Here is a 16,003-nt window from a genome sequence, read left to right as displayed (position 1 = left end):
TCATTCCGCCCGCAACAAACGCATCGGCGGCGTATGTGTGACTTTGCGTGTACCGGCCAATCCCAACAGCATCACCACCACCGCCGCCAGCAGGGCGGCAAGTGCAAGTGGCCAGGGATGCGGCATGAAGTCCTTGATATGAAACACACTGCGGCCCAGCCACCAGCCACCTATCATCGCGCCAAGCGCGGCCGTGATGCCGGCGATCAGTCCAAGCAGGGCAAACTCGCAGGCTGCAGCAATGCGCAGCAAACCACGCCGTGCGCCCAGCGTGCGCAGCAGTGCAGCTTCATGACGACGCTCCTGTCCGCTGGTGGCCAGTGCGGCAGCCAGCACCAGCGCACCGGCGAGCAAGCTGAAACCAAGCACCCAGCGCACCGCGCCGGTGACCCGTTGCACGATCTCGCGCACGCGATCGAGCAAGGCATCCACATCGACCAGGCTCAGGTTCGGATAAGTGCGCGAGAGCCCAGCCAGGGCTTCGGTATGGCCGCGCGGCAGGTAGAAGCTGGCAATCCAGGTGTGGGGCAATGCATTCGCATGGAGCGGATCCATCAGCAGGAAGAAGTTGACTCGGAACGACGTCCAGTCCACATGCCGGAAACTGGTCACCTTGGCATCGAGCTGGCCTTCGCCGACATCGAAACGCATGGTGTCACCGAGTTTCAGCGCGTACATGTCGCGCCACATCGTATCGACCGAGACTTCGGCTTCGGCCGGATGGGGTGCAAACCAATGACCGGCGATGATGGTGTTCGAAGGCGGCAAGCTATCCGACCAGGACAGACGCAACTGACGATCGTTCCAATCCTTGGTGCGTGGGTCCTTGAAGGCGATCTGGTCGATCGGCCGGCCGTTGATGGCGGTGAATTTGCCTACCGCCAGCGGCATCATGTTGAGTTGGTCGGCGCCGATTTGTGCGAGTGACTTGCTGAAGTCCGCGCGTTGGTCGTCTTGCAGATTGAGCACGAACCAGTTCGGGGTGTCGGCGGGTAGTTCCTGGCGCCAGCCATCCAGCAAGGCCGGCGCTACGATGGCGAGCAGCAGCAACGCCGTCAGTCCCAGGCTCAACGCGGTGGCCTGTACGATGCTCAGGCCACGCCGCCGTGCCAGCGCCGCCATACCCAGGCGCAACGCCGGATGTCCACCCGGGGTAATGCGCCGTGCGATCCATAACAACAGAGCGGCCAGCCCCGCCGCGACGACGGCCACACCCGACAAGCTCACCGCGAGAATGCCTGCCAGCCGGACCGAATCGCTGAGGCTCCAGATCAGCGCGAGCGCCACCGCTGCGGGAATCAGGTACAGCGCATCGAAGCGGCGGATTTGGCGTGCAAGGCTGGCGCGAAAGACGGCCACCGGCGACACATCGGCCAGGCGCACCAGCGGCGGCAGGGCAAAGCCCGCCAGCACGGCGACACCCATGCCCGCCGCGGCGAGCGAAGGAAGTGTCGGCAACTCGGTCGGAACGCCTGCGAACAACTGGCTGGCAAACATCCACGCTGCTTCGGCCAGGGCCAGGCTCAGCAAAACACCGATCGCGGCGGCGGGCAGGGCAAGTCCGCCCAAGGTACCCAGCAGCAAACCGAGTACGCGTGCGCGCGACGTACCCAGTGCACGCAGCAAGGACACTTCACTGGTTTTCCGCCGCGCATAACGCTGCGCGGCAAGTGCTATCGCGACTCCTGAAAGCAAGGCGGAGAGCAGCGCGGTAAGACGCAGAAATGCGCCGGCCCGATCGAAGGCGTTGCGCATCCGCTCCTGCGTTTGTTCGGGCGTGATCAGTTCGCCGCCGGGTGGCAGCGGCGTGGATTGCGCCCACTGACGCCAGCTTTGCACTGCGGAAGGATTGCCGGCCAGCAGCACGCTATGCCGTGCGCGGCTGCCAACGCCGAGCAGTCCGGCCTGTTGGGCATCGTCCAGGTTCATCAGCGCGCGCGGTGCCATGGCGACCAGTTCGCCGCCGTCGGGCTGTTGCACCAGCTCACCGGCAATGCGCAGATCACGTCCACCCAATTGCACGCTGTCGCCAACCTGGCGATGCAGGGCGACCAAGGCGCGGTGATCCAGCAACACCGTGCCGCCTGCCGGGCCATGGCCGACGCGCTGCCGTCCCTGGGCGTCGCCAATCAGCAACGTGCCGCGCAAGGGATAGGCCGTATCGGTGGCCAACACCTCCAGCAACTGACTTTGTTGTTGCGCAAAGGCTACGCTGGGAAAGCCGGCGGTATGTGTCATCGCCAGTCCGCGTTCACGGGCGGCATCGGCGAATTTTTCGGGAAGGTCTTGCGGTGCCGAGACACCCAGATCGCCGCCGATCAATTCGGCCGCGCTGGCCAGTATGCCGTGTTCCATGCGCGCGGTGAGCGTAGCCACCACGCCGAGTGCGACCACCGCCAGTACGAGTGAGGCGGCTAGCGTGCGCAGTTCCGGCAGATGCCATTCGCGGCGCAGGCTGCGCAGGGCGAGGAGAAGGATTTTCATGTGGATATGGCCTCGCCGCGAGATTCGAGCGACGGATGGCGTATTTCACAAAGCGGGAATGGCCGGCTTGCGCCAAGCGTGCTCATGCCAACGGCTCCAGTTTTCCTTCCTGCAATTCCACCCGGCGCACGCAGCGTTCCGCCAGTTGCAGGTCATGCGTCACCAGCACCAGGGTGGTGCCGTGATCGCGATTGAGCGCAAACAACAGATCGCAGACATGCCGCCCGGTACGCCGGTCCAGATTGCCGGTGGGTTCGTCGGCAAACAGGATGCGCGGACGGTGCACGAACGCACGGGCAATCGCCACGCGTTGCTGTTCACCGCCGGAAAGCTGTGCGGGATAGTGCTTGCGCCGGCCGCTCAGTTCGACCGCTGCCAGGGCTTCACGCGCGCGTTCGCGGGCCGCCGGATTGCCTTCCAGTTCCAGCGGCAGCATCACGTTCTGTTCGGCGGTCAGTGCGGGCAGCAGATGAAACGACTGGAACACGAAACCCACCAGGCGACGGCGTAGATCCGCGCGGGCTTCCTCATCGAGTTGCTCCAGCGAATGACCATCCAGCCGGATGCTGCCCCGCGTAGGCGTATCCAGCCCGGCCAGCAGGCCGAGCAGGGTGGTCTTGCCCGAGCCGGACGCGCCGACGATGGCAAAGCTCTCGCCGGTGTTCACCTGCATGGCGACATCACTGAGGATATCCAGCCTTCCCTCGGGACCGTTGACGGACTTGCTAACATCCCGAACTTCAAGAACCGGATGAGAACCACCACTCATGCGTCGTTTCCTTTGTCTGCTTGTTCTGCTGTGCGGTATCGGTGCGTTGCAGGCGGCGCCCGCGAAAACCCTGATCGTGTTGGGCGATTCCCTGTCCGCCGCCCATAACATTCCCGTGGAATCGGGTTGGGTGCATCTGCTGGAAGTACGCCTGAACGACATGGAGCCGGGCTGGACGGTCGTCAATGCCAGCATCAGCGGCGAAACCTCGCTGAGCGGCCGCAATCGCCTGCCGGCGCTGTTGGCGCAATACCATCCGCGCATCGCGGTGATCGAATTGGGTGCCAATGACGGCTTGCAGGGGTTGTCGCTGAGCACGCTGCACGACAACCTCGGCGCGATGATCGACGCCGCCCAGCACGCCGGCGCCAAGGTGTTGCTGCTGGGAATCGAGCTGCCGGTGAACTACGGGCCGCAGTATCGCGACGGCTTGCGCGCGGTCTATGCCGATCTGGCACGGGACAAGCATGTGGCCCTGGTGCCGTTCCTGCTCGACGGAGTGGCCCTGAACCCCGCCCTGATGCAGGAAGACGGCCTGCATCCGATGGCTGCCGGGGAGCCGATCGTGCTCAATACCGTCTGGAACCAGCTCAAACCCTTGCTGCACTGAGATCTGCTACACGGTTTTATAGTCCGAAATTCACGTTCCGCTTACGCCATCGACCGTTAGCCTTCACAAATGTGAAGACATCGCGGTAGCCGACGAGGGGAACATGAGTTCACGTGACGAACATGCCGGACTGATCCTATTGGTCGAAGACAACCGACAGATCGCCGAAATGGTCGGCGAGTTTCTGGAACGTCGTGGCTACTCCGTTGATTTTGCTCAGGATGGGGTGAGCGGGCTGCACCTGGCCGTCTCCAACAGCTACGACGTGGTCGTGCTGGACCTGATGCTGCCGGGCATCGATGGTCTGGATGTCTGCCGCAAGCTGCGCTCCGACGCCAAGAAATCCACCCCGGTGCTGATGCTGACCGCGCGGGACACCCTGGAAGACAAGCTGATCGGCCTGGAGGCCGGTGCGGACGACTACCTGGTGAAACCCTTCGAGGTTCGCGAGCTGGAAGCCCGTCTGCGTGCGCTGATCCGGCGCGATCGCCGTCAGGTCTCCAGCGAAATACTCACGGTGGGCGACATGACCCTGGACACCGCGACCTTGCGTCTCACGCGCGGCGGCCAGGAGCTTACCGTGTCGCCGATCGGCCTGAAGCTGCTGGCGATACTGATGCGTGAATCGCCGCGCGTGGTGAGCCGGCGCGATATCGAAAGGGAGATCTGGGGCGATACCTTGCCCGACTCCGACACCTTGCGTTCACACCTTTACAACCTGCGCCGGATTATCGATAAACCTTTCCAGCGTCCGTTGCTGCATACCATTCATTCGGCCGGCTACCGCCTGGCCGATCTCGATTCAGAAACGACTGCAACAAGTTATTTCGCCTGACCGCCCAAACCATGACACAACAGGGTGCGCCAAACCAACGCGCAGCGTCTACGCGCGGCGGTCTTCATCGCCGGTTGCTGCTGATCTTCGGCATGCAGCTGGTCGCGATCGTGCTGGCGTGCCTGATGGGTTACTACAACGTGGCGCCGCTGGGCGCCGTGCTGGCCTTGATCGTGATCGTCAGCGCACTGGCCTGGCTGGCCGCGCAACGCACCTGGCAGCCCGTAAGCACCCTCGCGCAACGGGTGCGCAGCTGGCGCGAAGGGCGGGGTGACCTGCAAGCGCTGTCGCCGGATGATCATCTGCTGCAACGCGTGGATGCCGATGTGGCGACCTTGGCGCACAGCTTTCATGACTTTGCCAACCGTATCGCGGGCTACAACGAGCGTGAACGCAATTTCACCCGCGATGCCAGCCACGAGCTGCGCAGTCCGCTTACGGTGATCAAGATGTCGACCGATATGCTGGCCGACGAACCGGAGCTAAGCGATTTCGGCAAACGCTCCGTCGAGCGCATTCGCCGCGCTACACGCGAAATGGAAGCGCTGGTGGAAGCGATGCTGATCCTGGCGCGCGAGGCCGACAATGGCCAGGGCGAGCAGGATTTCGTGGTGAATGACGTGCTGCGCGACGAACTGGCCGACGCCCGCGAAATGCTGCACGGTCATCCGATCGAATTGCAATTCGAAGAGCCCGCCAGGTTTGCCTTGCACGGTTCACCGCGCGTATTTGCCATGCTGTGCTGGCAATTGATCCGCCATGCCAGCCAATACACCGGGCAGGGCACGGTGCTGGTGACGGTGTTGCCGGGAGTGGTGAGCGTGTGCGCCACCGCCGGCGCGGATCACGATCCGCAGTTGCCGGGACAGCAGGGATTCGAATACGCCATCGCGCGGCGGATCAGCGAACGCTTCGCATGGCCGCTGGATCTGCATGTGCAGGGCGGCAACAGCTATGTGGCGGAGATACGGTTTCCGCAACCGCTGCCGGTGCATGCATGAACGGACGGCAATGGGCAGGGTAGGTTGGGTTAGCGCAGCGTAACCCAACGATGTTTGTCGCTTCGATGGAATTCCGTTGGGTTACGCTGCGCTAACCCAACCTACCCAACCTGCCAAGAAAGGGGCGTGCCATGGTCTGGCGCACCCCATATCATCTCAGCGCAACGAGGCATGCACCTCAAACGCGCATCCCGTCTTCGCTTTCACCTCATCCACGGTCACGCCTTCCTGCAGTTCGATCAGCGTCAGGCCCTTGCCCTTGTGCACTTCGAACACGCAAAGATCGGTAATGATCAGGTCCACCACCTGCTTGCCGGTGAGCGGCAGGTCGCACTGATTCTTGATCTTCGGCGAGCCATCCTTCGCGGTGTGCTCCATCAGCACCACCACGCGCTGCACACCACTGACCAGGTCCATCGCGCCGCCCGGGCCCTTCACCATCTTGCCCGGCACCATCCAGTTGGCCAGGTCACCCGTGTTGGAGACTTCCAGGCCGCCGAGAATCGACAGGTTGATATGGCCGCCGCGAATCATCGCGAACGACTCGGCGCTGGAGAAATAGCTTGAACCGGGCAGGGCGGTGATCGTCTGCTTGCCGGCGTTGATCAGGTCGGGATCGATATGCGCTTCATCCGGGAACGGACCGATGCCGAGCAGGCCGTTTTCCGATTGCAGCGTCACGTCCATGCCTTGCGGAATGAAGTTGGCCACGAGGGTGGGGATGCCAATACCGAGGTTCACGTAAAAACCGTCGCGCAGTTCTTTCGCGGCACGCTGCGCCATCGCCATGCGGATCGGGCTTTCCTTGCCGGTGTTGGCGCCGGCGATCGTGCGGAATTCGATGCGCTTCTCGTACTTCTCGCCTTGGATGAGGCGGTCGATGTAGATGCCCGACACGTGGATCTCATCGGGAGCCAACTGACCCACTTCGACCAGTTCTTCCACTTCGGCCACGCAAACCTTGCCGCAGGTGGCGATCATCGGATTGAAGTTGCGTGCGGTCTTGCGGAACACCAGGTTGCCGAGCCGGTCGCCCTTCCACGCCTTGACGATGGAGACGTCAGCGTGAATGGCTTCTTCAAGCACGTATTCCTTCTCGCCGAACTTCTTGGTTTCCTTGCCTTCGGCCAGCTTGGTGCCGTACGCGGTGCGCGTATAGAAACCTGGAATGCCGGCGCCACCCGCGCGCAGCTTCTCCGCCAGCGTGCCCTGCGGCACCAGATGCAGTTCCAGTTCACCGGCCAGCACCTGGCGCTCGAATTCCTTGTTCTCGCCCACGTAGGAGGCGTACACACGCTTCACCTGGCGCGTCTTCAGCAATGGACCCATGCCGAAATCATCCACGCCAGCATTGTTGCCGACGATGGTCAGGCCCTTGGTGCCTGCCGCCAGCAATGCGCCGATCAGGTTTTCGGGGATGCCGCACAGGCCGAAGCCGCCTGCTGCGATGGTCATGTCATCAAACAGCAGGCCGTCCAGCGCCTTTGCCGCGTTTGCATAAACCTTGTCCATGAGAGTGCCTTCTATCGGGGGGGAGATAGCTGCCTAGGATACGACGGATTGGTCTCGGCGCATGCTGTGCGAAGGTCGCGACAGCCGGTTTGCAATCTGCCTAAGCTGTTGACACGGCTCCGATATGCCATACGGCTGAGCACGTCAAACGGGCTGGCTATACTCGGCCAAAGCCTGGAGAAGCATCACGTGAAGTCGTTCCGCCTGTTCGCCGCCCTGGCCGCGCTGGGAGTTGCCGCCATGACTCATGCCACCACGCCGGTCCTGATCATTCATGGCGGTTCCGGCGTGGTCAGGCGCGACATGACGCCCGCCAAGGAAAAAGCGGTGCGCGCGGCCATGACCAAGGCCTTGCTGGATGGTTACGCCCAGCTCAAGGCGGGCAAGCCGGCACTGGACGCGGTCACCACCGCGATCACCGTGCTGGAGGACGATTCCAACTTCAACGCCGGCAAGGGCTCGGTGTTCACGCATGATGGCAAGAATGAAATGGATGCCGCGATCATGGACGGCGACACTTTGCGCGCCGGTTCCGTTGCCGCCGTGCATCGCGTAAAGAATCCAATCCTGCTGGCGCGCGCGGTGATGGAGCATTCGTCGCACGTCATGCTGGTTGGTGACGGCGCCGAGGCGTTTGCCAAGGAGCAAGGCATCACGCTGGTCGATCCGTCCTATTTCCGCACGGAAGAACGCTGGCAGCAGCTGCAGAAGGCCTTGAAGGAAGACGCGGCAAAGCAGCCGCATGCCGATCTCGAAACGGCCAAGCATTTCGGCACGGTTGGCGCCGTTGCGCTCGACAGCGACGGCCACCTCGCCGCCGGCACTTCCACCGGTGGCATGAACGACAAGCGCTGGGGGCGCGTGGGCGACTCACCGATCATCGGCGCAGGCACCTACGCCAACGCCCAATGCGCCGTGTCCGGCACCGGCTGGGGCGAGTTCTACATCCGCACCGTGGCCGCGCACGAAATCTGCATGAAGGTATCGATGTTGAACGAACCGATCCAGCGCGCCGCCGCCGAAGTGATCAACCAGGAAATTCCGTCCATGGGCGGCAACGGCGGCGCGATCGCGCTGGATAGCGACGGCCATATCGCCATGCCGTTCAATACCGACGGCATGTATCGCGGGTGGATCGGGGCGGACGGCGTGCCGCATGTGGCGATCTACGACGATGAGCCGGACCCGTCGAACCAAACGCCGGCGCCGGCGACCTCATCCGCGCAGGACTGAGCGTTTTCTCCTTGCACCATCATGCGTACGGCATGCAGCCATGCCGTCAACGCGCTGACCGCGATCGACGCTAATCGGCCTGTTGTTCCGGCCGCTCCCGCACCGGATGCTTGCTCAGCTTGCGCTGCAGGGTGCGGCGATGCATACCGAGACGGCGCGCGGTTTCGGAGATGTTGCCGTCGCACTCGGTGAGTACACGCTGGATGTGTTCCCACTCCAGGCGACGCAAGGCGAGCGGCGCTTCGGGGGCGTCGATGACGTCGTCTTCGCTTGGTTGCGCGCTCTCACCTTCGAGCAGCGCACGAACCACGGCATCGGCATCGACCGGTTTGGCCAGGTAATCGTGAGCACCGCGCTTGATCGCTTCGACGGCCGTGGCAATCGAGGCGTAGCCGGTGAGCAGCAGGATGCGCATATCCGGCACCAGTTCGTGCAGCTCGGGAATCAGACGCAGTCCGTTTTCTTCGCCGAGCTTGAGATCGAGCACGCAATGGCGGGGCTGGTGGCGCCGCGAGAGGGCGCGGGCTTCGTCGGCACGGGTGGCGGTGATGACTTCGAAACCGCGAGAGGTGAGGGCCCGGCTGAGTACGCGTACAAAGGTGGCGTCGTCATCCACGATCAACAGTGGACGGGTGCTGCTTGCCTGATTCGGGGGGATCATTTGCTGCTACCGGTCGTATTTGCCCGCCTATTTTGCCGGATATGCGGATCTTATGCTTGCAGGCTTGTGATCCTCTCCTTTTGGGCGGCAATGAGAGATGGACGAGAGCGGCAACCTGTCGTGGATGCTGCTTTCTTGCAGCCGTCACCGCGCACGGTTCCCGTGGTTGTGAGTGGTCGGTAACCCAGTTCTGCGCGAGAGGGAGCGGATCACTCCGCAATGGCCGGCAATGGCAGGCGCAAGCGCATTTCCGCGCCGCTATCGGTATTGGTCGCGATCAATTCGCCACTCAGGCGCTCGGCGGTGGCCTCCGCCAGGGCGAGGCCAATGCCCAGTCCGCTTTGCTTGCCGCTTTCGCCGATGGATGCCGGCGCGCCGCTGGCATGAAAGCCTGGACCCTGGTCGAGCACGATCCATTCCAGCCATTGGCCTTCCTGCCGGACCTCCAGTGCCACTTTATGAGAGCCGCGCATGGCCGACGCATCGGCGGCGTTGTTGAGCAGGTTGATCAGCGCGTGACGCAGTCCGGGCGGACTGCGCAGCACCAGCAATTCGAGCTTCGCGGGGACGCGTAGTTCAAGCTCCGCTTCCGGCCGCAGCAGCTTGAAGCGTTCCACGAAGCCGTGGATGAAGGCTTGCAAGGTCAGGCGTTCGGGTTCCTGGGAGAGCTGGGTTTTGCCGAAGGCCACCATCTCGCGCAGGATGGTGCGGCAGCGTTCCACCTGTCCTTCCAGCAAGGCCAGATCTTCGTCCAGCACGACGTCGTCGGCATGCTCCCGCCGCAATTCCGGCAGCAGGGTGCGCATGGTGGCCAGCGGTGTATTGAGTTCATGCGCAGCCCCCGCCGCCTGGGTGGCGATAGCGAGGATGCCTTCGTCGCGCAGGGCGCGTTCGCGCACGCGCTGCACTTCCAGCTGTTGCAGGCGAACGGCGTTGGCGAGACGGTTGATGAAGAAACCCAGCAACAGGGCCGTCACGGCGAAGTTCACGCCCATGCCGGCAACGTGCAACGAGAAACCTTGATCGGTGCCCATCAGTTCGTTCGGCGGCAACGGCACATACCAGAGCAGCAACACGATATAGGCCGCGCCGGCCAGAGCAGCCACCGAAAGCACCGCACGTACTGACAGCGCGGCAGCGCTCAATGCGACAGGTACCAGCAGCAGCGTAATGAACGGGTTGCTGGCGCCACCGGTGAAATAGAGCAGGTAGCCGAGCACCACGGTATCGGCAGCCACATGGCACACCGTTTCCCATTCGCGCACCGGTCTGGGCTGGCTGATACGCCAGGCGGCGAACACGGCGAATACAGCCAGCAGGTCAATGCCCAGAAAGAGCGAGAGGGCGGGAATATCGATCCGCATCCACCACGAGCAGATCATCACCGCTGCGCTCTGGCCTGCAATCGCGCACAGCCGCAACCATGCGAGGGTGCGCGTCAGCGCGAAGGGCCCGATCGGTTGCTTTAGCTGGTAAGACATGAAGGCGAGGAGTGAGTGGAGAGGAGTGAGGAGTGAGAGTGAATGCGTGAGAGCTAACCTCTCTCTCCTCTCCACTCACTCCTAAAGGCCCGATCCGTCGCTTGAGCTGGTAAGAAGATATAAAGACGAAGAGTGAGTGGCGAGAACCAAGGAGTGAGAGCGAATGCGTGAAAGCTCACCTCTCACTCCTCTCCACTCACTCCTGGATATCACGGAGTATTGAACTCCTCACTGCGCACGGCGGGCAGCGGCTCGTGATTGGTGGCGGCATCCGAATGGCTGGCCGACAGGCGATTCATCAGCGGCAGCACGGCCATGGCGACCAGGGTGCAGGCCACGCCGACGAAGCCCAGCTTGTTGAACAGGTTGGTATAGATCGCGAGCGACTGCAGCGGATCGGTCAGGCCTTCCGGAATATGCGCGTAGTTGGCCACCACGCTGCCCAGGTATTGCGAGATGCCCGATGCCACGAAGTAGGTGCCCATCATCAGGCCGCCCATGCGTTCGGGCACATAACGGGCGATCATCGCCAGACCCAGACCGCTCACCAGCAATTCGCCCAGCGAGTACAGGCCATAGCCCCACACCATGATCCACGAGGACACCTGACCGTTGACGGCGAACTTGGCGCCGATGCCGTAGATGAAGAAACCCGCCGCAACCGCGGCGAAACCCCAGGCGAACTTGGCGGCGACGGAAGGATCCTTGCCGAGGCGGCCTAGCGAGTTGTAGATCCAGACCAGCACCGGGCTCAGCAGCACGATCCAGATCGAGTTGAGGTTCTGGTACTGCTCGGGAATCCAGGTGAACAGGTGGATGCCGAACAGGCCGAAGTTGAGGTCCACATTGCGCTGCGCGAACAGGTTCAGCGAGGTGGACATCTGCTGGTAGAAGATGAAGAAGAAGATCGTCTGCACCACCAGTACCAGCGCGGCGATCAGGCCGGAGCGCTCGTTGCGGTGGCTGACCGCAATCATGTAGATGAAGACGAAGAACATCGCGATGCCGGCCACGACCACGCCCCACTTGGCGACGGTTTCGCTCTGCAGGATCAGGATGGAGGCGAACACGATGGCGACGGCGGCGACCATCACCGCCAGCAGGCGCTTCTTGTTGACCGGCTCGTTGTCGGCGGGCGAGCCGACGTGGGCGAGCGTGCGGCTCATGATCGAATAGTTGATCAGGCCGAGGATCAGGCCGATCGAGCAGACGCCGAAGGCGGTGTGCCAGCCCATCGAATCGCCGTATTGGGCGGCCACGACATCACGGATCCATGGCGTCAGCGTCATCGAGATCATCGAGCCGATGTTCACCGCCATGTAATAGATGGTGAAGGCGCTGTCGATCTTCGAATCCTCGCCGTCGTAGATCTTGCGCACGAGGTTGCCGGAGTTGGCCTTGAAGAAACCGTTGCCGACGATGATCACGCCCAGTGCGGCATAGGTGAAGGTCGCATGGTCGGAAGGGACCCAGAGCAAGGTGTAACCGAGGGCCAGGATCACTGCGCCCATCAGCATCGTCCGGCGCGTGCCCAGCAACTTGTCACCGACCCAGCCGCCGATCGCCGGCGTGGCGTAGATCAGGGCCGTGGCGGCACCCCAGACCAGGTTGGCCTTGGTGTCGATGAAGCCAAGTCTCTTCATCATGAAGGTGACCATCAGCACCTGCATGCCGTAGAAGCCGAAGCGCTCCCACATCTCGATCAGGAAAACCGTGCTGAACGAGCGGGTTTGTGAAACGGGACGAATCTGAGTTGCCATGGGGTATTCCGTGCACGTGTACTACAAGGCCGAAACCGGCCTGTTTTTGTCGCCCCTGAACAGGGCACAACCGGCGAAGGGTAACCCATCCGTCATTAGCTTAAAGTTGCAATGCGGCAAGCAAAATCCTGCGGAACGGAGTAGGGCGTGCGGCTTGTGGCATGATGGCGCGCTCGTGACCGTACCTGGGGAGTACCGCCCGCCATGCCGAAATACGCCGTAACTCCCTTAGCGGCCAACCGTTCCCGCCATGCCCGGTAGCGGATTCCGCGGCGATCCGCGTCAGCTGTGGCGAGCCTTCCGGTGGTCCATGAACGGGCTGCGCGCCGGCTGGCGTCATGAAGCCTCGTTTCGGCTGGAGGCCATGCTGACGGTCATCCTGCTACCCATCGGCCTATGGGTCGGGCATGGGGCGCTGGAAAAGATCGCGCTGGTCTCGCCGGTGATCCTGGTGTTGTCGGTGGAACTGCTCAATTCCGCCATCGAGGCGGTCGTCGACAAAGTCAGCCCGGAATTTCATGAACTGGCCGGCCGGGCCAAGGACATGGGGTCTGCCGCGGTGTTTCTGTTGCTGGTGCTGGTGGTGCTGAGCTGGGGGCTGATCCTGGGGCCGCGCTGGTTCTAGCCGCAGCTGCCGCGACTCGGCAGCAAGCGGGTCGAGCCGGGACCTGAAGAAATCCTCCGCTTGCCGTCAGCTTGTGTGACGCTGCATGCCTGGCGCCTAGGACAAGCACGGTTTGCTGTCCGAAGCGATTGCATCGGGGTAATCCTGATGCTGCAATGATCTCTCATTAGATAGGGAGCATCTCGATGAAAACCATCCGCGTATTGCTGCTGATGTTGCTGGTCGCCGCTTTGTCCGGTTGCGGTTACAACGCGATCCAGAAACAGGACGAGGCCGTCAAGGCGCAATGGTCCGAAGTGCTTAACCAATATCAGCGGCGCGCCGACCTGGTGCCCAACCTGGTGAACACGGTTAAAGGCTATGCCGCGCACGAAGACAAAGTCTTCACCGAAGTGACGGAAGCCCGCTCGCAGGTCGGCCGCATCCAGATTAATGCCGATGACGCGCAATCCCTGGCAAAGTTCCAGGCGGCGCAAGGCCAGTTGGGCAGCGCGCTGTCGCGCTTGATGTCGGTCAGCGAGAACTATCCGAACCTGAAGGCGGACGGTCTGTTCCAGAATTTGCAGGCGCAGCTGGAAGGCACCGAGAATCGCATCACCGTGGCGCGTAACCGCTATATCCAGGCGGTGCAGCAGTACAACACGATGATCCGCACGTTCCCGAACAACCTCACCGCCAAGATGTTCGGTTATCAGCCGAAACCCAATTTCTCGGTGGAGAACGAACAGGCCATTTCCACCGCGCCGACCGTCGATTTTGGTACCAACGCGCCGCCGGCCCAGTCGCAGCCTGCTCCGGCCCCGGCCGCTTCGGCGCACTGAGAGGGCGTGCATCATGATCCGGCGCTGGGTGCGCCTATGGCTGGTGCTGGCGATAGCCTTGCTGTCGCCATGGACATCGCACGCCGATGATCTGCCGGCCGTGCCAACGCTCAGCCGTCACGTCACCGATCTCACCGGCACGCTGACGGCGCAGCAGATCAACCAGCTGGATGCGCAACTGACCGATCTGGAAAAGCAGAAAGGTGCGCAACTGGTGGTGCTGATGGTGGGCACCACCCAGCCCGACGATATCGACGATTACTCCCTGCGGGTGGCCGAGCAGAACAAGCTTGGCCGCAAAGGCGTCGATGACGGCGTGCTGCTGTTCATTGCAAAGAATGATCGGCAGGTGCGCATCGAAGTGGGCTACGGCCTGGAAGGAGCGATTCCCGATGCCGCCGCGGCGCGCATCATCCGCGAATACATTGCGCCGAAGTTTCGCGTCAACGATTACGTCGGCGGCATCCATGATGCCGTGGGTGCGCTGACTCAATTGATCAGCGGCGAGCCGTTGCCGCCGCCAGTGCGTGGCAACGAAGTCGAGCGGCACGGCCCTGATCTGCAAGGGCTGTTTTTCCTGGCCATCTTCGCGGTGCTCTTCATGCGCGGCATTTTCGGGCGGGCGCCGGCACTGGTGCGTGCACCGCTCGGCGGCTTCGTGGTGGGCGGATTGCTGTGGCTGCTGGCATCCGTGGGCGTCGGCATTTTCGGTGGAATCATCGGCGGCTTGCTGATGCTGTTGCCGGTCGGCATCGGCCGCTCCATCGGGGGAGGCGGCTGGGGCGGCTTCGGTGGCGGCGGTTTTGGCGGAGGTGGTTTCGGTGGTGGCGGTGGCTTTGGCGGCGGAGGCGGCGGATTCAGCGGCGGCGGTGGCAGCTTTGGTGGCGGCGGCGCCTCGGGGAACTGGTGATATGTCCACATCCCAACGCCTGGTTGCAAACCTGTTCGATGGCTGGTTCCAGTTGCATCGGCGCTTTCCGTCCGAGCTGCTCGACGATATGACCGCCGCGATCGCGGATGGCGAACACACGCATCTGGGTGAGGTGCGCTTCGCCATCGAATCGCGCCTTGCACCATTGGCAGTGTGGTCGGGGCTGGACGCGCAGACGCGTGCACGGCAGGTGTTTGGCCAACTCGGTGTATGGGATACCGAACACAACTGCGGCGTGCTGCTGTATCTGCTGATGGCCGAGCACCGTATCGAAATCGTTGCCGATCGCGGCATTGCGCGACGGGTGAAGCCGGAAGAGTGGGCATCGATTTGCAAGGGGATGCAGGAATGCTTTGCTGCCGGACAATGGCGTGCCGGTGCGTTGCACGGCATTACCGAAGTGCATACGTTGCTGACGAAGCATTTTCCGAGTCATGGCAAGGCCCGGCCGGATGAATTACCGGATCGGCCGGTGTTGCTCTGATGATTGCCATTTCGCCATGAACGCATCCGTCGCCCCGGCGAAGGCCGGCCCCAGCGTCTTTTGCACAAAGCTCGCCGCGCCCGGACGTCCTTGAGGTAACAGGTACTGGCGGATGGCGCCCCGCTTAATCCAATCCCGCACACGCCGCTGCATCGACCGGACTGGCAACTTCTCCTCGTATACGGCCGCGCCTCGCCACCACCACCTTCAGTGCATGCGAATCATCGCCACGCAAACAGATAAACAATGTCTGATTGCTGGCCCCCACCGTGCCATCCGGCTGAAACCGCACGCTCTTTTTGCTATCGCTGCCAATGATGTTCAGTCGGCTGGAGTACTTGCCGCCCACATACAGCGGAGCACCCACGGGTCGCCCCTTGTTTTCCGGATCATGTCCGATCAACCAGCCGTTGTTCCATGCGGCGTTGTTGCAGGTCAATGCGTTGCTGCTGGGACAAAACACCACGCGGACTTGCTCATTCACGGCCAGATCGTGCGCGTGCTGCAGGGCGGCAATGTAATCCATCTGTGCCTGGCGTAGTGTCTGCTGGTCTATCAGATGCCGGAAGGATGGGATGGCGATGATGGTGAGCACAGCGAGTACGACCATGGACACGATCTGCTCGATCAGCCCAAAACCGTCTGGCATGCGCCGAAATGGCGATTGGGCGGTCCACGACTTCATGTCAGTCATGCTAAGCCGGTTGGCCGGCGATCCCAGTAGCTTCCGGGCGTGCCGCTGGTCAGGCGTTGCTGACAGGCCGTGTCAGCAGCCGTCATTTAAAATACCTGCCTG

General features: G+C 62.5%; 15 protein-coding genes. 8 read left to right on the top strand and 7 right to left on the bottom strand.

Annotated elements, in window-relative coordinates; genetic code table 11:
• Both ISP19_RS14520 and ISP19_RS14515 read right to left on the bottom strand, forming a co-directional pair.
• Positions 1–2,484 (bottom strand): ABC transporter permease, encoded by a 2,484-nt coding sequence (locus ISP19_RS14520; RefSeq protein WP_204683124.1) that lies wholly within the window; start codon positions 2,482–2,484, stop codon positions 1–3.
• Positions 2,485–2,566: 82 nt separating this feature from the next.
• Positions 2,567–3,253 carry an ABC transporter ATP-binding protein gene (locus ISP19_RS14515; protein WP_204683123.1) on the bottom strand — a complete coding sequence of 229 codons (687 nt, stop codon included), beginning with the start codon at positions 3,251–3,253 and terminating at the stop codon, positions 2,567–2,569.
• Here ISP19_RS14515 and ISP19_RS14510 point away from each other — a divergent pair.
• The 3 genes from ISP19_RS14510 to ISP19_RS14500 all read left to right on the top strand — a co-directional run bounded on the left by ISP19_RS14510 (position 3,252) and on the right by ISP19_RS14500 (position 5,699).
• Positions 3,252–3,863 carry an arylesterase gene (locus ISP19_RS14510; protein WP_204683122.1) on the top strand — a complete coding sequence of 204 codons (612 nt, stop codon included), beginning with the start codon at positions 3,252–3,254 and terminating at the stop codon, positions 3,861–3,863. The genes ISP19_RS14515 and ISP19_RS14510 overlap by 2 nt on opposite strands.
• Before the next feature lie 103 nt (positions 3,864–3,966).
• Entirely contained in the window at positions 3,967–4,698 is a 732-nt protein-coding gene (locus ISP19_RS14505; protein ID WP_204683121.1) for a response regulator transcription factor, read from the top strand.
• Between the two features lie 11 nt (positions 4,699–4,709).
• Positions 4,710–5,699, top strand: a complete 990-nt coding sequence (locus ISP19_RS14500) for a sensor histidine kinase (protein WP_204683120.1) — start codon at positions 4,710–4,712, stop codon at positions 5,697–5,699.
• A gap of 156 nt (positions 5,700–5,855) precedes the next feature.
• Here ISP19_RS14500 and ISP19_RS21420 read toward each other — a convergent pair whose 3' ends face one another.
• The gene (locus ISP19_RS21420) at positions 5,856–7,211 is read right to left on the bottom strand and encodes a 3-oxoacid CoA-transferase (RefSeq protein WP_204683119.1); all 1,356 of its coding nucleotides are present in this window, start codon (positions 7,209–7,211) and stop codon (positions 5,856–5,858) included.
• A gap of 240 nt (positions 7,212–7,451) precedes the next feature.
• On the opposite strand from ISP19_RS21420, the gene ISP19_RS14490 reads away from it, so the two are divergent.
• On the top strand, positions 7,452–8,444 hold the full coding sequence (locus tag ISP19_RS14490) for an isoaspartyl peptidase/L-asparaginase family protein (protein ID WP_204683353.1): 993 nt from the start codon (positions 7,452–7,454) through the stop codon (positions 8,442–8,444).
• Between the two features lie 70 nt (positions 8,445–8,514).
• Here ISP19_RS14490 and ISP19_RS14485 read toward each other — a convergent pair whose 3' ends face one another.
• The 3 genes from ISP19_RS14485 to ISP19_RS14475 all read right to left on the bottom strand — a co-directional run bounded on the left by ISP19_RS14485 (position 8,515) and on the right by ISP19_RS14475 (position 12,346).
• Complete coding sequence (locus ISP19_RS14485) at positions 8,515–9,105, bottom strand: response regulator transcription factor (protein WP_204683118.1); 591 nt, start codon at positions 9,103–9,105, stop codon at positions 8,515–8,517.
• A 209-nt stretch (positions 9,106–9,314) separates the two neighbouring features.
• Positions 9,315–10,586 (bottom strand): ATP-binding protein, encoded by a 1,272-nt coding sequence (locus ISP19_RS14480; protein WP_204683117.1) that lies wholly within the window; start codon positions 10,584–10,586, stop codon positions 9,315–9,317.
• Between the two features lie 209 nt (positions 10,587–10,795).
• Positions 10,796–12,346 (bottom strand): peptide MFS transporter, encoded by a 1,551-nt coding sequence (locus ISP19_RS14475; RefSeq protein WP_204683116.1) that lies wholly within the window; start codon positions 12,344–12,346, stop codon positions 10,796–10,798.
• Between the two features lie 250 nt (positions 12,347–12,596).
• Here ISP19_RS14475 and ISP19_RS14470 point away from each other — a divergent pair, with 250 nt between their 5' ends.
• From ISP19_RS14470 to ISP19_RS14455, 4 genes are all read left to right on the top strand, one after another.
• Positions 12,597–12,971 (top strand): diacylglycerol kinase, encoded by a 375-nt coding sequence (locus ISP19_RS14470; protein ID WP_204683115.1) that lies wholly within the window; start codon positions 12,597–12,599, stop codon positions 12,969–12,971.
• Between the two features lie 185 nt (positions 12,972–13,156).
• A complete protein-coding gene (locus tag ISP19_RS14465) occupies positions 13,157–13,792 on the top strand; it encodes a LemA family protein (RefSeq protein WP_204683114.1) in 636 nt (211 codons plus the stop codon).
• A 13-nt stretch (positions 13,793–13,805) separates the two neighbouring features.
• On the top strand, positions 13,806–14,702 hold the full coding sequence (locus ISP19_RS14460) for a TPM domain-containing protein (RefSeq protein WP_204683113.1): 897 nt from the start codon (positions 13,806–13,808) through the stop codon (positions 14,700–14,702).
• A gap of 1 nt (position 14,703) precedes the next feature.
• The gene (locus ISP19_RS14455; protein ID WP_204683112.1) at positions 14,704–15,207 is read left to right on the top strand and encodes a TPM domain-containing protein; all 504 of its coding nucleotides are present in this window, start codon (positions 14,704–14,706) and stop codon (positions 15,205–15,207) included.
• Between the two features lie 124 nt (positions 15,208–15,331).
• Here the strand turns inward: ISP19_RS14455 and ISP19_RS14450 are convergent, their stop codons facing one another.
• Positions 15,332–15,892, bottom strand: coding sequence for a GspH/FimT family pseudopilin (locus tag ISP19_RS14450; RefSeq protein ID WP_204683111.1), 561 nt, complete (start codon positions 15,890–15,892; stop codon positions 15,332–15,334).
• Positions 15,893–16,003: the final 111 nt, after the last annotated feature.

This window comes from Dyella flava, assembly GCF_016904955.1.
Lineage (GTDB): Bacteria > Pseudomonadota > Gammaproteobacteria > Xanthomonadales > Rhodanobacteraceae > Dyella_B > Dyella_B flava.
This window is presented reverse-complemented; position numbering and strand designations above follow the sequence as displayed.

Coding starts and splice junctions, on each gene's coding strand:
- ISP19_RS14475 (WP_204683116.1), bottom strand. CDS start 12,346: ATGGCAACTCAGATTCGTCCCGTTTCACAAACCCGCTCGTTCAGCACG.
- ISP19_RS14485 (WP_204683118.1), bottom strand. CDS start 9,105: ATGATCCCCCCGAATCAGGCAAGCAGCACCCGTCCACTGTTGATCGTG.
- ISP19_RS14515 (WP_204683123.1), bottom strand. CDS start 3,253: ATGAGTGGTGGTTCTCATCCGGTTCTTGAAGTTCGGGATGTTAGCAAG.
- ISP19_RS14505 (WP_204683121.1), top strand. CDS start 3,967: ATGAGTTCACGTGACGAACATGCCGGACTGATCCTATTGGTCGAAGAC.
- ISP19_RS14470 (WP_204683115.1), top strand. CDS start 12,597: ATGCCCGGTAGCGGATTCCGCGGCGATCCGCGTCAGCTGTGGCGAGCC.
- ISP19_RS14450 (WP_204683111.1), bottom strand. CDS start 15,892: ATGAAGTCGTGGACCGCCCAATCGCCATTTCGGCGCATGCCAGACGGT.
- ISP19_RS14460 (WP_204683113.1), top strand. CDS start 13,806: ATGATCCGGCGCTGGGTGCGCCTATGGCTGGTGCTGGCGATAGCCTTG.
- ISP19_RS14455 (WP_204683112.1), top strand. CDS start 14,704: ATGTCCACATCCCAACGCCTGGTTGCAAACCTGTTCGATGGCTGGTTC.
- ISP19_RS14465 (WP_204683114.1), top strand. CDS start 13,157: ATGAAAACCATCCGCGTATTGCTGCTGATGTTGCTGGTCGCCGCTTTG.
- ISP19_RS21420 (WP_204683119.1), bottom strand. CDS start 7,211: ATGGACAAGGTTTATGCAAACGCGGCAAAGGCGCTGGACGGCCTGCTG.
- ISP19_RS14500 (WP_204683120.1), top strand. CDS start 4,710: ATGACACAACAGGGTGCGCCAAACCAACGCGCAGCGTCTACGCGCGGC.
- ISP19_RS14480 (WP_204683117.1), bottom strand. CDS start 10,586: ATGTCTTACCAGCTAAAGCAACCGATCGGGCCCTTCGCGCTGACGCGC.
- ISP19_RS14490 (WP_204683353.1), top strand. CDS start 7,452: ATGACTCATGCCACCACGCCGGTCCTGATCATTCATGGCGGTTCCGGC.
- ISP19_RS14510 (WP_204683122.1), top strand. CDS start 3,252: ATGCGTCGTTTCCTTTGTCTGCTTGTTCTGCTGTGCGGTATCGGTGCG.
- ISP19_RS14520 (WP_204683124.1), bottom strand. CDS start 2,484: ATGAAAATCCTTCTCCTCGCCCTGCGCAGCCTGCGCCGCGAATGGCAT.